Origin of the sequence: Kribbella catacumbae DSM 19601 (assembly GCF_000372465.1) — a bacterium.
Classification (GTDB): domain Bacteria; phylum Actinomycetota; class Actinomycetes; order Propionibacteriales; family Kribbellaceae; genus Kribbella; species Kribbella catacumbae.
In genome coordinates, this window is the sequence record NZ_AQUZ01000004.1 from 253790 (window position 1) to 268481 (window position 14692).

Annotated in this window: 17 protein-coding genes; 8 read left to right on the top strand and 9 right to left on the bottom strand. The window is 68.6% G+C overall.

Annotated features, from left to right (window positions below; translation table 11 throughout):
- Positions 1–8: 8 nt before the first annotated feature.
- The 5 genes from A3ES_RS54970 to A3ES_RS0106625 all read right to left on the bottom strand — a co-directional run bounded on the left by A3ES_RS54970 (position 9) and on the right by A3ES_RS0106625 (position 4863).
- Positions 9–593 carry an EboA domain-containing protein gene (locus tag A3ES_RS54970; RefSeq protein ID WP_169501753.1) on the bottom strand — a complete coding sequence of 195 codons (585 nt, stop codon included), beginning with the start codon at positions 591–593 and terminating at the stop codon, positions 9–11.
- A complete protein-coding gene (locus A3ES_RS54975; protein ID WP_020385998.1) occupies positions 590–1414 on the bottom strand; it encodes a sugar phosphate isomerase/epimerase family protein in 825 nt (274 codons plus the stop codon). The genes A3ES_RS54970 and A3ES_RS54975 overlap by 4 nt, the downstream gene beginning before the upstream one ends.
- Positions 1411–2295 (bottom strand): SCO3242 family prenyltransferase, encoded by an 885-nt coding sequence (locus A3ES_RS52385; RefSeq protein WP_083933228.1) that lies wholly within the window; start codon positions 2293–2295, stop codon positions 1411–1413. The genes A3ES_RS54975 and A3ES_RS52385 overlap by 4 nt, the downstream gene beginning before the upstream one ends.
- Positions 2289–3413: an inositol-3-phosphate synthase gene (locus A3ES_RS0106620; RefSeq protein WP_020385999.1), complete on the bottom strand. Its 1125-nt coding sequence runs from the start codon at positions 3411–3413 to the stop codon at positions 2289–2291. Before A3ES_RS0106620 ends, A3ES_RS52385 begins: the two co-directional genes overlap by 7 nt.
- Positions 3414–3552: 139 nt before the next feature.
- A complete protein-coding gene (locus A3ES_RS0106625) occupies positions 3553–4863 on the bottom strand; it encodes a YibE/F family protein (protein ID WP_020386000.1) in 1311 nt (436 codons plus the stop codon).
- 52 nt (positions 4864–4915) lie between these two features.
- Between A3ES_RS0106625 and A3ES_RS0106630 the strand changes: the two genes are divergently transcribed.
- The 4 genes from A3ES_RS0106630 to A3ES_RS0106645 all read left to right on the top strand — a co-directional run bounded on the left by A3ES_RS0106630 (position 4916) and on the right by A3ES_RS0106645 (position 8146).
- Positions 4916–5908 (top strand): metal ABC transporter substrate-binding protein, encoded by a 993-nt coding sequence (locus A3ES_RS0106630; RefSeq protein ID WP_020386001.1) that lies wholly within the window; start codon positions 4916–4918, stop codon positions 5906–5908.
- Complete coding sequence (locus tag A3ES_RS0106635) at positions 5905–6663, top strand: metal ABC transporter ATP-binding protein (protein WP_020386002.1); 759 nt, start codon at positions 5905–5907, stop codon at positions 6661–6663. Before A3ES_RS0106630 ends, A3ES_RS0106635 begins: the two co-directional genes overlap by 4 nt.
- On the top strand, positions 6660–7664 hold the full coding sequence (locus A3ES_RS0106640) for a metal ABC transporter permease (protein WP_026162607.1): 1005 nt from the start codon (positions 6660–6662) through the stop codon (positions 7662–7664). The genes A3ES_RS0106635 and A3ES_RS0106640 overlap by 4 nt, the downstream gene beginning before the upstream one ends.
- An 86-nt stretch (positions 7665–7750) precedes the next feature.
- Positions 7751–8146 (top strand): Fur family transcriptional regulator, encoded by a 396-nt coding sequence (locus A3ES_RS0106645; protein ID WP_020386004.1) that lies wholly within the window; start codon positions 7751–7753, stop codon positions 8144–8146.
- A gap of 113 nt (positions 8147–8259) precedes the next feature.
- Here the strand turns inward: A3ES_RS0106645 and A3ES_RS0106650 are convergent, their stop codons facing one another.
- The gene (locus A3ES_RS0106650; protein WP_020386005.1) at positions 8260–8865 is read right to left on the bottom strand and encodes an MBL fold metallo-hydrolase; all 606 of its coding nucleotides are present in this window, start codon (positions 8863–8865) and stop codon (positions 8260–8262) included.
- Positions 8865–9959, bottom strand: coding sequence for an S-(hydroxymethyl)mycothiol dehydrogenase (locus A3ES_RS0106655; protein WP_026162609.1), 1095 nt, complete (start codon positions 9957–9959; stop codon positions 8865–8867). Before A3ES_RS0106655 ends, A3ES_RS0106650 begins: the two co-directional genes overlap by 1 nt.
- 115 nt (positions 9960–10074) lie before the next feature.
- On the opposite strand from A3ES_RS0106655, the gene A3ES_RS0106660 reads away from it, so the two are divergent.
- The 4 genes from A3ES_RS0106660 to A3ES_RS0106675 are packed head-to-tail and all read left to right on the top strand — an operon-like array spanning position 10075 to position 13693.
- The gene (locus A3ES_RS0106660) at positions 10075–10962 is read left to right on the top strand and encodes an ABC transporter ATP-binding protein (RefSeq protein ID WP_020386007.1); all 888 of its coding nucleotides are present in this window, start codon (positions 10075–10077) and stop codon (positions 10960–10962) included.
- Positions 10959–11801, top strand: a complete 843-nt coding sequence (locus A3ES_RS0106665) for an ABC transporter permease (RefSeq protein WP_020386008.1) — start codon at positions 10959–10961, stop codon at positions 11799–11801. The genes A3ES_RS0106660 and A3ES_RS0106665 overlap by 4 nt, the downstream gene beginning before the upstream one ends.
- Before the next feature lie 27 nt (positions 11802–11828).
- Positions 11829–13052, top strand: coding sequence for a sensor histidine kinase (locus tag A3ES_RS46450; protein WP_020386009.1), 1224 nt, complete (start codon positions 11829–11831; stop codon positions 13050–13052).
- Positions 13052–13693, top strand: a complete 642-nt coding sequence (locus A3ES_RS0106675) for a response regulator (protein ID WP_020386010.1) — start codon at positions 13052–13054, stop codon at positions 13691–13693. The genes A3ES_RS46450 and A3ES_RS0106675 overlap by 1 nt, the downstream gene beginning before the upstream one ends.
- Here A3ES_RS0106675 and A3ES_RS0106680 read toward each other — a convergent pair.
- Both A3ES_RS0106680 and A3ES_RS53855 read right to left on the bottom strand, forming a co-directional pair.
- Positions 13690–14499, bottom strand: a complete 810-nt coding sequence (locus A3ES_RS0106680) for a hypothetical protein (RefSeq protein WP_020386011.1) — start codon at positions 14497–14499, stop codon at positions 13690–13692. The two genes, A3ES_RS0106675 and A3ES_RS0106680, sit on opposite strands and share 4 nt — an antisense overlap.
- Complete coding sequence (locus tag A3ES_RS53855) at positions 14496–14666, bottom strand: hypothetical protein (protein ID WP_020386012.1); 171 nt, start codon at positions 14664–14666, stop codon at positions 14496–14498. The genes A3ES_RS0106680 and A3ES_RS53855 overlap by 4 nt, the downstream gene beginning before the upstream one ends.
- Between the last annotated feature and the right edge of the window lie 26 nt (positions 14667–14692).

A 14692-nucleotide genomic window follows, 5' to 3' on the forward strand; every position in this document is an offset into this window, starting at 1 on the left:
GACACCTCTCAGGGCGGACAGGTGAGGTACGCCTCCAAGTCGGCTGGGGTGTCCCGGCCGGCTGCGCTCCGTTCGGCGGCGAAATCGGACATCATCCGGATCAGTTCCTGATCCACCCGCTTCGGCAGGCCGTCGACCACGGCCAGCGGGACATCGGCGAACACGCACTTCAGTACGGCCTGACGGAAGGCGTGTTGGGGTAGATGGTGGGTCGCGTAGGGACCGAGCGCAGCCGCGAGCAGGCGTCGGTCGTTGGTGCGGATCGCGTCCTCGATGATCGGGAGTGCCTGGTCATCGAGGGGGTGCGCGACGTCGGCGACGGACAGTGCGTGCAGCACGGCCAGCTTCTCGGCGGCGTCGCCGTACCGGTAGACATCCAGTACGTCGGTCGCCGGGGCGCCGACGAGCAGGAGGACTCGGACTGCTTGATCTGTGGTCCATGCCGGGCTGAGGCGGTCGCGACCGACCTTGCGGGCCGCTGCGGGGAAGGCAGTTTCCAGCGGTTGCCGACGCGCTTCCGCCAGCCAGGTGCGCGCCGATGCGGGCAGGAGCATCTCCAGCTCCGTTGCGGGTGTCAACACCTCCGGCCTCATGCTGACGCCTGGCGGAGGAAGTCGATCGAGGTGCGGGCGACTGTGGGCGCGGCGTGGGAGTGGCGTGGGAGTTCTACCGCCACCAGGCCGGAGTACTGGATGTCGCGGAGGGCTTGGAAGACCGGTGGGAAGTCGATTTCGCCGGTACCGAACTCGAGGTGCTCGTGGATGCCTCGGCGCATGTCGTCGATCTGGACGTTCACCAGGTACTGCGCTGCCGCGGTGATGCAGGCGGGTGGGGATTGGGGCTCGTTGCAGACGAGATGGCCGATGTCGAGGGTGAGGCCGAGGGCGTCGCTGCCGACTTCTGCCTGGAGTTTCAGGTAGCCGGCCAGGTCATCGACGAGCATGCCGGGCTCTGGTTCGAGGCCGAGCTTGACGCCACGGTCGGAGGCGTACGTGACCAGTTGGTTGCAGCTGGCAACGAGTCGTTGCCAGCCGGTCTCGGCCGAGACGTCGGCGGGCAGGATGCCGGACCAGAAGGAGACTGCTTCCGCGTCGAGATCGGCGGCGATGTCGACGGCGCGTTCGAGCAGGGCGATCCGCCATTCGGCGCCGGTGGTGTGCAGGAGGGTGGGTTCGTGTTTGCGGTACGGGTCGAGGATGTAGCGGGCGCCGGTCTCGATCACCACGGAAAGGTTGTGCTGGGCAAGCAGCTTGCCGACGGCGGCAGTGCGCTCGCGAAGCTCCGGACCGAACGGGTCCAGGTGGTTGTGGTCGAGGGTCAGCGCGACGCCGACGTACCCGAGGTCTGCGATCACCTGGAGCGCCTCGGGCAGGCGGTGGTTGGCGAACCCGTTGGTCCCGTAGCCGAATCTCATGTCGGAGAAACCTTCCTGGCAAGGGCCTTGGCCAACGGCAGTGCAGTCACCAGAGCAGCCGCCAACCTCGGCGCTCCGCCCCGGGCACACCAGGCTGCCTGCAAAGGCACCAGCCCATGGATGCCGGCGCCGACTGCACGGCGGAGGTTGGGTCCGCTTGGATCGGCTGCGGCCGCGAGTTGCGCCCGCCCTACCGATCGAGCGAAGACGCCAGCAAAAGTCGCTGCCACGATCCCGGCTCCTGAAAGGTGTGGTCGGGAGGAGGCCAGCGCCGCTGCTATACCTCCGGCTGCCGTTGTCGTGGTGATGAGAGTGGTGCCTGTCAGGGCGGCTCGGGCTGGGCCTGGGGTGCCGCCGTGGACTTCGCCTTGGGACATGAGGGTGACGCCCAGGATGTGGGTGCCTATGGCGAGCGCTGGGGCTAGGGCGGCGCGGCGGGTGGGGCCGGCGCCTACAAGGACGTCTAGGGAGCGGGCGGCTGCCATGAGGAAGGGGCCCGCGGGGGTGTTCTTGCCGCCTAGGTCGTAGGTCCAGGCGGTTGCTGCCAGTGCTGCCGAGGTGCGGAGGGCTGGGCGGCCACCGGCGAGGGCTGCCAGGGCCAGGCCGGTGGCTGTCAGAGATGAGGCGAGGGCGAACGCAGTACGGGGTGTTACTCGGCCGGAGGGGATTGGGCGTTCGGGGCGCTCGGTAGCGTCGACCTCGCGGTCGGCCCAGTCGTTGAGGGCCATGCCGGCCCAGTAGATGGCGACTGAGGATGCTGCGAGGCCGGTTAGCCGGGCTGGGCTTCGGAGGTTACCGGCGGCTACGGCACCTGCCAGTACGTCGCCTGGGACGGTTAGTGCGGCTGGGGCTCGGACCAGTTCGACCAGGTCCTTCAGCATGGCTGCACCCAGCGCAGCAGTTCGTCGTACTGCCTGGCTAGGGAGTGCTCCGTCGACTCGATCGGGTCTTTGAAGTAGAAACCGAGGAAGGGCATCGCGCCGACGTGGCCGCGCTCGAGTGCGAGGGCCGACAGGCGTGCCAGGTCGAGTACGAGCGGTGCTGCGAGGGCGGAGTCGCATCCTTGCCAGGTGAACTGCAGCGTCATGCGTACGCCGAGGAAACCGGAGAACAGCACGTGGTCCCAGGCGGTTTTCCAGTCGCCCATCGGGTCGACGTAGTCGATGTGCACCTCGCCGGCGACCTCCCCGAGCATCTCGGTGAGACCGCGTTCCTTGGAGATGCTCTTCGACTCGGCTGCACGTGGGTCGGCGAGTGTGGCGCCGTCACCGCCGCCGAGCAGGTTGGTCCCGGACCAGGCATGTACCGGCAGTGCGCGCGTCGCGAACATCGGCGCTAGGACGGACTTCACCAGGGTCTCCCCCGTCTTTGCGTCCTGTCCGCCGTACGGCATGCCGCGATCCACTGCCCACTCGCGGACGCCGGGCGGTCTGATCGAGGTTGACGGCGTGAAGTCCACGTACGCCGCGCCGGCCTCGAACGCCGCGAGCGCACCCAACGAGCTGGCTGGTAGCACCTCCCGCTCGCCCAAGACGGTCCGCAGGTCGGCGAGCCCGTCAACAGTCACTTCGTACGGCGCCTCGGTGGACGCCACGTTGATCGCCACCACGTGCTCGAGGTCGTTCCGAAGGCGGAAGGCGCGGATGTCCTCAGCCATCCGCCGGACCATCGCAAGCTGGCCGATAGCCGACTCCGGCAGTACGGCGATGTTTCGCTCGGCCTCGGCGAGTTCGGCGGTGATCAGGGTTTCCAGGCCGGGTGGGAGGACGCCTCCTGCGACCAGGCCTTCGACCTGTTTGAGAAGTGGGGTTTCGATGAGGTCGTGGCCGCCGAAGACCAGGTGGTCCAGGGGGACCAGGTCGGCAGAAGCGAAGGCGGGGAGTTCTGTCACCACGCCGGCTGGTGGGCTGCCGTGGTTCAGGGCGGCGGCGCCGGCGATGGTCGTCGTGGCGACCGACCCTCTTGCTCCGAACAGCCAGACACCAACGCGTCGACGCATCCGCGGCTCCTCACGAGTCCAGCCACGGAAGGTGATCTTGGACGGACGATCCGTGACAGATCGGAACTCTAGATCGCCTGCCGACTGCTTGGGAAGATGCCGCCGGAGACTTTGTTGTGTCAACCGCCGAATTCCCGAACTACACCGAATCCGCAGATTCTCCCGCCGGTGCCGGCCCGGCGACCAACTCACGCGACCGATCGGCCACGGCCATCGCGGCCAACGCCGTGGTCAGCGGGACGGCCGCGATGATGCCAAGACTTCCGACCAGACCTCGGACGACTTCCACCGCCACGATCTCGGTACTGAGCAGATACCCCGTCGACACCCCACCGATCGCGAACACCATCAGGATCGGCAGCGCCGCGCCCGCATAAGCCAGGACGAGGGTGTTGACCACCGAGGCCACGTGGGCGCGACCGATCCTGAGCCCGGCCCCGATCAGTTCGGACCGGCTCGCCTCCGGGTTGGCCGCGGACAGCTCCCAGACGGCGCTCGCCTGGGTCACCGTCACATCGTCGAGCACCCCGAGACACCCGATGACGATGCCGGCCACGAGCAGTCCGGTGAGATCGAGATCGGGCACGAAGGCCTTGACCACCGACGGGCCATCACCGGCCAGACCGGAGAACGAACTAACCTTGACGAAGGCCCAGCCGAGAAAGGCGGTCAGGCCCAGCGAAGCGATCGTCCCGGCCAGAGCCACCGACGTTTGCGCATTGACGCCATGGGTGAGATAGAGCGCGATGACCATGATCACCGAGCCGCCGACCACCGCCACCAGCAATGGATTCGAGCCCTTCAGGATGGCGGGCAGGATGAACTGCGTCAGGGTCAGCGCGGTCATGGCCAGCGCACCCAGCGCGGCGACTCCCCGCCAGCGCGACAACGCGATCACCGCGATCCCGAAGATCACCGCGAGCGCGACGAGCGGGAACGTGCGGTCGTGGTCGACGTACTGGTACCGATTGGCGATCGGCGCGCCCTCCTGGACCCCCAGGATCACCCGGTCGTCGACCTTGACCGGAACCGCGGCATTCTTGCCCTTGGGCACCTCGACCGGCACCTGGAGCCCTTTGTCCGTGCCGGGTGCGCTGCGGAGCTTGACCGTCGCCTGGTCGCAGTCGGCAGGCGACTCGGGACAGGGCTTGAGCGCCGTCACCGTGCCACTCGCCCCGGTCTGCTCGGCGGCCGCGATCTTCATGTCGCCACCCGGCCACATCACGATCATGGCGATCACGGCGGCCGCGATCAGCGGGATCAGCAGCGCGGCGACCACTATCCGGACGCGCCGGGCGACCACCGCGTCGGCGTCGACGACCGAGGTGTCGACCACCGCGTCCCCATGCCCGTGACCATGACCATGCCCGTGGCCGCGCGGAATTTCGAGCCGGCGCCCGCGGTTCGACTTGGTGTCGGCGCGCCGCCGTCCTACGGTCCGCTTGGCCATTCGTCAACTCCCTGTTTTGACAACCATCCCGAGTTAAATGAAAATGATTGTCATGAGATCTAGTTCGCGTGCTGTCGTCGCCGGGCTCGCCGCCCTGGCACTGGTCACTCTGGCAGGCTGCGGCGACGACGCCGCCAGCGGCTCCGGTGGCGACAAGCTCGACGTGGTTGCTTCGTTCTACCCGCTCGAGTTCATCGCCAAGTCAGTGGGGGGCGATGCCGTGAACGTCACCACCCTGACCGCCCCCGGCGTCGAGCCGCACGACCTGGAGCTGACTCCCAAGCAGGTTGGCACCATCTCGGCGGCCAAGCTGGTCCTCTTCGAGAAGGGGCTGCAGCCGGCCGCCGACGAGGCGATCGACCAGAACAACAAGGACGCCGGGTTCGACGTAGCGCCCGCCGCCAAGCTCGAGGCGACCGGTGCGGACTTCGAGGAGCACGAGGAGGGCGAGTCCGCCCCGAGTACGCCGACCGGCACCGTCAAGCCCGCGGCGTACACCGAGCCGGCGGCCCACACCGGCGGTGACCTCGACCCGCACTTCTGGCTCGACCCGGTCCGGTACGCCGGTGTCGTGCAGGCCGTCACGGACAAGCTCGTCGCGGTCGACGCCGCGCACGCGGACGGCTACAAGCAGCGCGCCGCGACGCTGCTCGGCGAGGTGGGCAAGCTCGACACGGAGTTCAAGACCGGGCTGGCCGACTGCCAGCTGAAGACGTTCGTGACGAGTCATGAGGCCTTCGCCTACCTCGCGAAGCGGTACGGTCTGACGATGGTCGGCATCGCCGGACTCACCCCGGACGCCGAGCCGACCCCGGCGCGGATCAAGGAGGTCCAGGACATCGTGCGCAAGCAGAAGGTGACCACGATCTTCTACGAGGAGCTCGTCAGCCCCAAGGTGGCCGAGTCGATCGCCCGCGACGTCCACGTCAAGACCGCGGTCCTGAGCCCGATCGAGGGCCTGTCGGACGCGAACTCCCAGGAGACCTACCTCTCGCTGATGCGCGAGAATCTGCAGGAGCTCCGGAAGGCGAACAGCTGCGCGTGACACCACCCAACACTGCTGAGCCAGCCGTCCAGGTCGCCGATCTCTCGGTGGACCTGGGCGGTCGTCTCGTCCTGCGCGGCGTCGATCTGCAGATCCGCCGCGGCGAGGTCGTCGCCGTGCTCGGCACCAACGGCTCGGGCAAGTCCACCCTGATCCGCACGATCGTCGGCCTGCTGCCGGCCGCTCGGGGCGAGGTCAACCTCTTCGGTACGCCGGTACGCCGCTTCCGCCAGTGGAACCGCATCGGCTACGTGCCCCAGCGGATCACCGCGGCGGGCGGAGTACCGGCCACTGTCGCCGAGGTCGTGTCCTCCGGGCTGCTCTCGAAGCGGCGGTTGTTCCGGCCACTGAAGACCGCTGAGCGAGCCGCCGTCGACGAGGCGCTGGAGATCGTCGACATGGCCGGCCAGCGCAAGGACGGCGTCGCTGAGTTGTCCGGCGGCCAGCAGCAGCGAGTACTGATCGCGCGGGCGCTGGTCTCGGATCCTGAGCTGCTGATCCTGGACGAGCCGACCGCCGGGGTCGACCTGGCGAGTCAGGGCATCTTCGCCGGCGCCATCCGCGAGCGGGTCGCCCGCGGCACGACCGTGGTGATGGTCAGCCACGACCTCGGGCCGATGGACGCGCTGATCGATCGCTCCATCGTTCTGCGCCGCGGCCGGATCGTGTACGACGGCGCGCCGCACGCCTCGCAGACTCATGCCCATGTCCACCCGCACGGGTCGATCCAAGACGAGCCGGGGTGGCTGTCATGACGATGTTCGAGCTCGAGTTCATGCAGCGGGCGCTGATCGCCGGGCTGCTCACTGGACTGTCCGCGCCTGCGATCGGCACGTACCTGGTGCAGCGCCGCTTGTCCTTGATGGGCGACGGCATCGGCCACATCGCTATCACTGGCGTCGCCCTGGGATTGCTGACCGGCACTGCGCCGGTGCTGACCGCAGTACTGGTCGCCATAGCCGGTGCTACCGCTATCGAGCTCGTCCGGGCGCGCGGGAAGGCCAGTGGCGACGTAGCTCTCGCACTGCTCTTCTACGGCGGCATTGCGGGCGGCGTACTGCTCATCGGCCTGGCAGGGCAGGGCGCGGCGACACTGAACACCTACCTGTTCGGCTCCCTGACCACTGTCTCCCCCAGCGACCTGTACGTCGTAGTCGGGCTCGCCGTGGCCGTACTGGTCGTGGCGATCGGTCTGGGGCCGCAACTGTTCGCGGTGTGCCAGGACGAGGAGTTCGCTCGCGTCACCGGCCTTCGGGTCCAGCTGCTGAACCTGCTGATCGCCGTGATGGCTGCAGTGACTGTGACTGTTGCTATGCGCACCGTCGGGCTGCTCCTGGTCAGCGCGCTGATGGTGGTGCCGGTGGCTACCGCACAGCAGTTCACGCGGTCGTTCCGCAGTACCTTCCTGACTGCTTGTGCCCTCGGCGTCACTGCCTGCTTGGCCGGCATCATCACGTCGTACAACGCCAATGTCGCTCCCGGCGCCACCATCGTCGTACTGGCTCTGGCGGGCTTCGTGGTCGCCGCGATCGCCGGCACCCTGGTACGGCGGCGCCGCGGCGTCCTCGCGCCGCTGCCGGACGAGGAGCCCGAGATCGGCGTACCGGTTCCGGCACCGCACGTGGTGAGCTCCGCCCACCAGCACGCCCACGACCCGAAGTGCGGGCACCCGGCTGTCGAGCACGGCGACCACGTCGACTACGTTCACGACGGTCATCTCCACGCGGCGCACGGAGACCATTGGGATGAGCACTAGTCCTCCCCGGAGGACTTGGTTGTTGACTTCTGAGAGAATTGGCGGGTTGCCGCGGAAATCACGGTGACGAGATGACAGGAGGAACGGTGGCCATCGGAACACGCTCGACCCGTCAGCGCGCGGCGGTCGCTTCCGCGCTCGACAACCTCGACGACTTCCGGACGGCCCAGGAGATCCACCAGGAGCTCCGGGGTGCTGGTGAGGCCGTCGGCCTGACTACGGTCTACCGGACCCTGCAGGCCCTCGCCGACTCCCGCGAGGTCGACGTCTTGCGCACGGCCGACGGCGAAACGGCGTACCGGCGCTGCTCGAAGGGCCATCACCACCACCTGGTCTGCCGCAACTGCGGCCGGACGGTCGAGGTGGAGGGTCCGGCCGTCGAGCGCTGGGCCGACAAGGTCGCCGCCGAGCACGGCTACGCCGACATCAGCCACACCCTGGAAATCTTCGGCACCTGCCAGGACTGCCAGAAGCCCGCCTGAGAAGGCCGGTCCGCCACCACACACCAACCTCCGCGGCACGCCTCCGGAACCTCTCGCCTGAGCGTGCGCCCGTCGCCGCGACGCGACTTAGTGTGTGGTGGCGGTCCGGGTTGTCAGCTGATGTTGGCGACTTCGGCAGCGATGGTGGTGGTGTCGCCGTGGCCGGTGTGGACGATGGTGTCCGGCGGCAGGGTGAGCAGCTTGGAGCGGATCGACTCCAGGATCGTCGGCTTGTCGGAGTACGAGCGGCCGGTTGCGCCGGGTCCGCCGTGGAAGAGCGTGTCACCGGTGAAGACCGCGTTGAGGTCCTCCGCGTAGAGACACGTGCTGCCCGGGCTGTGGCCGGGGGTGTGGATCGCACGCAACGTCGTACCGGCGACCTCGAAGGTGGTGCCGTCGGCGAGCTCGTGGTCCGGAGACACGTCGTACTGCGTGTCCCACAGCATCCGGTCCGCCGGGTTGAGCCAGACGGGCGCCTTCGCAGCGTCGCGGAAGTCGCCGGCCGCGTTGATGTGGTCGTTGTGGCCGTGCGTGCAGATCAGCGCGACCACCCGGCGATCACCGACGGCCTCCACCAGCGCGGCGGCATCGTGGGCGGCGTCGATGACGAGTACCTCCTCGTCGTCGCCCACCAGCCAGACGTTGTTGTCGACGTCCCACGTGCCGCCGTCGAGGCTGAACGTGCCGGACGTGACGAGCCGCTCGATCCGGGCCGGCATCAGAACAGCACCACCGATCGCAGGACGTCGCCGTGGTGCATCTTGGCGAAGGCGGCCTCGACCTCGTCCAGCGCGATCGTCTCGGACACGAACCGGTCCAGCGGCAACCGTCCCTGCAGGTGCAGATCGATCAGCAGCGGGAAGTCCCGGCTGGGCAGGCAGTCGCCGTACCAGCTCGACTTGAGCGAGCCGCCCCGGCCGAAGAAGTCGATCAACGGCATGTCGAGCGTCATGTCGGGTGTCGGTACGCCGACCAGCACCACGGTCCCGGCCAGGTCACGCGCGTAGAAGGCCTGCTTCCAGGTCTCCGGGCGGCCGACGGCGTCGATCACCACGTCCGCGCCGAAGCCACCGGTGAGTTCCTGGACCGCGGCGACTACGCCGTCGTGATCCAGGTCCTTCGAGTTGATCGTGTGCGTCGCGCCGAGCTCCTGCGCGACGTCGAGCTTGCGCTGGTCGATGTCCAGCGCGATCACCCGGGCGGCTCCGGCCAGCCGGGCGCCGACGACGGCCGCAGTACCGACTCCGCCGCAGCCGATCACCGCGACGGTGTCACCGCGACCGACGTTGCCTGTGTTCACCGCGGCGCCGAGGCCGGCCATCACGCCACAGCCGAGCAGGCCGGCCACCTCGGCCTTCGCGGCCGGGTCGACCTTCGTGCACTGACCGGCCGCGACCAGGGTCTTCTCGACGAACGCGCCGATGCCGAGCGCGGGCGACAGCTCGGTGCCGTCGGCAAGGGTCATCTTCTGCTTCGCGTTGTGCGTGTTGAAGCAGTACCACGGGCGCCCGCGCAGGCAGGCGCGACAGGAGCCGCAGACGGCCCGCCAGTTCAGTACGACGAAGTCGCCGGGCGCGACGTCAGTGACGCCTTCACCGACCGACTCGACCACACCGGCCGCCTCATGGCCGAGCAGGAAAGGGAACTCATCGTTGATGCCGCCCTCGCGGTAGTGCAGGTCCGTATGGCAGACGCCGCACGCCTGCACCTTCACCACCGCCTCCCCCGGGCCGGGATCGGGGATCGTGATCTCTTCGATGGTCACTGGTGCGCCCTTGCTCAGGGCGACGACTCCACGCACGGTCTGACTCATCCCCCGACGCTATCTGGCCAGGCGTCGTCTTGACACCTGTGTCCACCGGTCGGGGGACAGAGCGTCAGCCGGGAGGTGCTTCCGCGAGGCAGTGCCGGACAGGGATGGTTGAGCCATGACCGACACAGACAACGCAGTGAGGGTGCGGGGCCTGGTGAAGCGCTACCCGGACAAGGTGGCCGTGGCCGGCGTCGACCTGGACATCCATCGTGGTGAGGTGTTCGCCCTGCTCGGGCCGAACGGCGCGGGCAAGACCACCACCGTGGAGGTGCTGGAGGGGTACCGCCGAGCGGACGAGGGCGAGATCAGCGTGCTCGGCGTCGACCCCGCCAAGGGCGACCGGGTCTGGCGCAGCCGGCTCGGCATCGTGGCGCAGACCTCCAGGGACGAGGCGGAACTGACGGTCGCCGAACTGGTCAACCACTACGCCGGCTACTACCCGGACCCGCGCGACCCCGACGAGGTGATCGCGTCGGTGGGGCTGGACGAGAAGCGCAAGACCCGGACCCGGAAGCTGTCCGGCGGTCAGCGCCGCCGGCTCGACGTCGCGCTCGGGGTGGTCGGCAACCCGGAACTGCTGTTCCTGGACGAGCCGACCACCGGGTTCGACCCCGAGGCCCGCCGCCAGTTCTGGACCCTGATCGAGGACCTGCGCACCGAGGGCACCACCATTCTGCTGACCACCCACTACCTGGACGAGGCCGAGCACCTGGCCGACCGGGTCGGCGTGATCGCGGACGGCCGGATGATCGAGGTCGGTACCCCGGAGACGCTCGGCGGCCGCGGCGCCCGGACCGCGCGGGTGTCCTGGCTGGACGGCGACGGAGCCCACGTCGTACGGACCGACCAGCCGACCGCGGAGGTCGCGGCGCTGATGGCCCGGTTCGGCGGCGAGGTACCGGAACTCGAGATCCGCCGCCCGAGCCTGGAAGACATCTACCTGGACCTGATCGCGTCGGTCGGCGTCACCGCCGACGCTGCCCTCGAAGGAGCCGTTCGATGAGCGCCGCCAGCGCCCCCATCCGCAATGTCACCGGCAAGCCGCTGCCGTCGACGGTCAGGGTCGGCCTGTCCCGGACCGGGCTGGAGGTGAAGCAGTTCTTCCGGGAGAAGGAGCAGCTGATCTTCACCTTCTTCTTCCCGATCATCTTCCTGGGCATCTTCTCGGCCGTCTTCAGCGATAGCGACTTTCAGGGAGGCGTCAACGCCGCCACCTACTTCACCCCGGGGATGATCGCCTCCGGCATCTTCCTGACCAGCTTCCAGTCGCTCGCGATCACCATCGCGCTGGAGCGCGACGAGGACCTGCTGAAGCGGCTGCGCGGTACGCCGATGTCGCCGCAGTCCTACTTCTTCGGCAAGATCGGGCTGGTCCTGGTCACCTCGATCGCGCAGTTCGGACTGCTGCTCGCGATCGCCGGGCTGCTGCTCGGGGTGGACATCCCGAGCGAGCCGTCGAAGTGGCTGAACTTCGTCTGGATCTTCGTCCTCGGTACGGCGTCCGGCTCGGCGCTGGGGATCGCGTTCTCCGTCGTCCCGAAGTCCGGCAAGGCGGCCTCCGCGGTCGTCACCCCGGTGGTCCTGCTGCTGCAGTTCATGTCCGGCGTGTACTTCGTCTACAGCAGCCTGCCGTCCTGGATGCGCGACGTCGCGTCGGTCTTTCCGCTGAAGTGGCTGGCCCAGGGTATGCGATCGGTGTTCCTGCCGGACGCCTTCGAGGTGAACGAGCCCGGCGGCTCCTGGCAGCTCGGCCTCGGCGCGATCGTGCTCAGCGTCTGGCTCGTCCTCGGGCTGGTCGTCGCCCAGCGGGTGTTCCGCTGGACCCGCCGGGACGCCGGCTGACCAACCGGCCAACCCGGTTGGAGGAAGATGGTGACCATGGAGCGCTGCGAGGAACCCACCGATCAGCCGGTCTGGGTTCGTTCCCTGATCGGCTGGCACGTGGTGTTCTGGTCGCTGCTCGGTGTCACCGCGATCGCGTCGCTGCTGTCGGACCTCAGTTCCGACCGCCAGATCGTCTACCTCTCGTTGCTGGGCGTGTTCGGGATCGGTTACCAACTGGTGGCCAAGCCCGCGATGACGTCGCGGGCTCGGCTCCCGTCGCATCTGTACAGGCTGCTGATGATCGCCTGCGTCGGCGGGATGGTTGCGATCTACCCGCAGTCCATCTTCGTCTTGTTCATCGTCTCGGCGCAGATCTGGCTGCTGAGCGAAGGAATTCCCGACGGCGTGCTGTTCACGCTGGCCCTGCTCGCCACCGTCGGCGCGGCCCAGCTGTGGGCGTCCGGCTGGACTACGGCCGCAGCGATGGAAATCTGGCCGTGGCTACTGATCAGCCTGGTGGTGAGCGTCCTGTTCGGCGTCTGGGTCGAGCGGGTGATCAACGAGAGCGAGCAGCGCGCCGAGCTGATCAGCGAACTGCGGGCCACCCGGGACGAGCTCGCCGCCGCGCACCACACGGCCGGGGTGATGGCCGAGCGGGAGCGAATGGCCCGCGAGATCCACGACACGCTGGCGCAGGGGATGACCAGCATCGTCATGCTCTCGCAGACGGCCGCGGTCGAGCTCTCCCGCGGTGCTGTCGAGCCTGCGGCTGGTCGATTGGCCGCGATCGAGGACACGGCTCGGGAGAACCTTGCCGAGGCGCGGGCGCTGGTGGCCGCGTTCACCCCCGTGGCGTTGACCGGGGCGACGCTGGCCGAAGTACTGCGGCGGCAGGGTGAGCGGTTCGCGGCGGAGACCGGCGTCGACGTACAGGTGTCTCTCGACATGGGTGATGACGAGGTCGCCGCGTTGCCGCAGGGGCAGCAGGTGGTGTTGTTGCGGGCCGCGCAGGAGTCGCTGGCGAACGTACGCAAGCATGCCGGGGCGACCCGGGTGCGGATCAAGTTGGGCCTGTCCGCTGACGGGGTCGCGATCGAGATCAGTGACGACGGGTCTGGGTTCTCGCCATCCGCGCCTGCAGACGGCTATGGACTCGCGGCGATGCGCGGGCGGGTCGAGGAGTCCGGTGGGACAGTGTCGGTCGACAGCGCGCCAGGGCGCGGTACAAGGGTGCAGGTACTCATCCCGGCGACGGGTCAGGAGGATTGATGGTTCGCGTGCTGGTGGTGGACGACCATCCGGTGGTCCGGTCAGGACTGATCGGGATGCTCGCGGTGACCGATGACATCGAGGTGGTCGGCGAGGCGGGCGACGGCGAGGAGGCTCTTGCGCTGGTCGAGTCCACCCGGCCGGACGTCGTCCTGATGGATCTGCGGATGCCGCGGCGAGACGGGGTGTCGGCGACCGAGGCGATCGTGTCCGGCTACCCGGCGACGAAGGTGCTCGTGCTGACGACGTACGACACGGACGCCGACATCCTGCACGCTGTCGAAGCCGGGGCGGCCGGCTATCTGCTGAAGGACACGCCACACGCCGAACTGCTCGACGGGATCAGGGCTGCAGCGCGCGGCGAGACAGTCCTGGCACCACCAGTCGCCGCCCGCTTGATGTCCCGACTCCGTACTCCGGCCGCGCCTGCCGCAGTACAGCCTTCGCCTCGCGAGCTAGAGGTGCTGGCGGCTGTCGCGCGAGGACTGAGCAATGCGGAGATCGGCCGCGAACTGTTCATCGGCGAAGCGACGGTGAAGACACACCTGCAGCGTCTCTTCACCAAGCTCGACGTGGACGACCGCACCCACGCGGTCACCGTCGCGATCGAACGCGGCCTGCTGCCCTCGCCGCGACGCTAGCGGCCGTACTCGTTCTGGCGGTTGGCTTCTCCGGGACGGAGGTGGAAGGTGCCTTCTTCTGCCGCCGAGCCCGGGGCTCGCTGCTGGGATGCCGGGGTGGGGTTGGCAGCGGCTCGGAGCATCTGCTCCAGCTCCTGGCTCTCCCGCTCGGCCCCAGCCAGCTCCGGGCTGACGCGGTCGATGTTCTTTTCCAGCCGCCTCAGGTCCTGCTGCGCGTCGTGGATGTTGCGGTCAGCCTGCGTACCGGTCGTCCTGACCGTGTCGGCCGTCGCCTGCAGCTCGCCGTCGCGCGCCTGCCGCGCCAGCGGCTCGACGTTGCCCCGGGCAACCGCCAGCTTGCCGGCCACCTCGACCGCCATCCGGTCGGCGGAGTGAACCGCATCCTCCAGCCGATCCAGCCGATCCTGCAGGTTGTTCACCAGCTCACTCTGCTGGCCGGGCAACCGGGACAGCTGCACGACGGCGCTACGCCCGGTCCGCAGCTGCCGCCGGGTCTCCTCCAGGAGTTCACGCACCTCCGCGAGCCTCTCCGCGCCGGCCTCGGCCTTCCGGCTGACGCCGCCGACGGAGTACTCGGCATCCGCCAGGTACCTGCGCGGCTCGTCGGCCGCGGCCATGCTCTTACCGTTGAGGATCAACTCGTTGACGTCTCGCCTGCCATTAACCGACAGCTTGACGACCTCGAAGGCAACGGTGGCTGCAAACCTCAGCGAGCCGCGAGCCCGCTGGATCGCAGCCGCCGCCTCATCGGCGTACTCCGCGGCGCGCCTCGCGTTCTGCTCCGCGACCTCGGCGTCGGCCGTCATCGGTCCGCACCGCCCGCATCCGGCTTTCCGTTCTTGGCCGGCGCGGCCAGTTCGTCATCGGTGGCCAGCGCCTGCTCCAGGGTCGCCGCGATCTCCGCGAACCCGTCCTCGGCATCGCGCAGTGCCTCCTCGGGGGTCTGCTCACCCGGCATCTGCTGCTCCTCCACGGTCGTTCCCTCCGGCTGTTGGTCTA

What these genes read in the sequence shown, in the direction of transcription:
- A3ES_RS0106675 (WP_020386010.1), top strand. Translation starts at nt 13,052, where the DNA reads ATGGTTCGCGTGCTGGTGGTGGACGACCATCCGGTGGTCCGGTCAGGA.
- A3ES_RS0106665 (WP_020386008.1), top strand. Translation starts at nt 10,959, where the DNA reads ATGAGCGCCGCCAGCGCCCCCATCCGCAATGTCACCGGCAAGCCGCTG.
- A3ES_RS0106660 (WP_020386007.1), top strand. Translation starts at nt 10,075, where the DNA reads ATGACCGACACAGACAACGCAGTGAGGGTGCGGGGCCTGGTGAAGCGC.
- A3ES_RS0106655 (WP_026162609.1), bottom strand. Translation starts at nt 9,959, where the DNA reads ATGAGTCAGACCGTGCGTGGAGTCGTCGCCCTGAGCAAGGGCGCACCA.
- A3ES_RS0106620 (WP_020385999.1), bottom strand. Translation starts at nt 3,413, where the DNA reads ATGCGTCGACGCGTTGGTGTCTGGCTGTTCGGAGCAAGAGGGTCGGTC.
- A3ES_RS46450 (WP_020386009.1), top strand. Translation starts at nt 11,829, where the DNA reads ATGGTGACCATGGAGCGCTGCGAGGAACCCACCGATCAGCCGGTCTGG.
- A3ES_RS54975 (WP_020385998.1), bottom strand. Translation starts at nt 1,414, where the DNA reads ATGAGATTCGGCTACGGGACCAACGGGTTCGCCAACCACCGCCTGCCC.
- A3ES_RS0106630 (WP_020386001.1), top strand. Translation starts at nt 4,916, where the DNA reads ATGAGATCTAGTTCGCGTGCTGTCGTCGCCGGGCTCGCCGCCCTGGCA.
- A3ES_RS0106640 (WP_026162607.1), top strand. Translation starts at nt 6,660, where the DNA reads ATGACGATGTTCGAGCTCGAGTTCATGCAGCGGGCGCTGATCGCCGGG.
- A3ES_RS52385 (WP_083933228.1), bottom strand. Translation starts at nt 2,295, where the DNA reads ATGCTGAAGGACCTGGTCGAACTGGTCCGAGCCCCAGCCGCACTAACC.
- A3ES_RS0106625 (WP_020386000.1), bottom strand. Translation starts at nt 4,863, where the DNA reads ATGGCCAAGCGGACCGTAGGACGGCGGCGCGCCGACACCAAGTCGAAC.
- A3ES_RS54970 (WP_169501753.1), bottom strand. Translation starts at nt 593, where the DNA reads ATGAGGCCGGAGGTGTTGACACCCGCAACGGAGCTGGAGATGCTCCTG.
- A3ES_RS0106650 (WP_020386005.1), bottom strand. Translation starts at nt 8,865, where the DNA reads ATGCCGGCCCGGATCGAGCGGCTCGTCACGTCCGGCACGTTCAGCCTC.
- A3ES_RS0106680 (WP_020386011.1), bottom strand. Translation starts at nt 14,499, where the DNA reads ATGACGGCCGACGCCGAGGTCGCGGAGCAGAACGCGAGGCGCGCCGCG.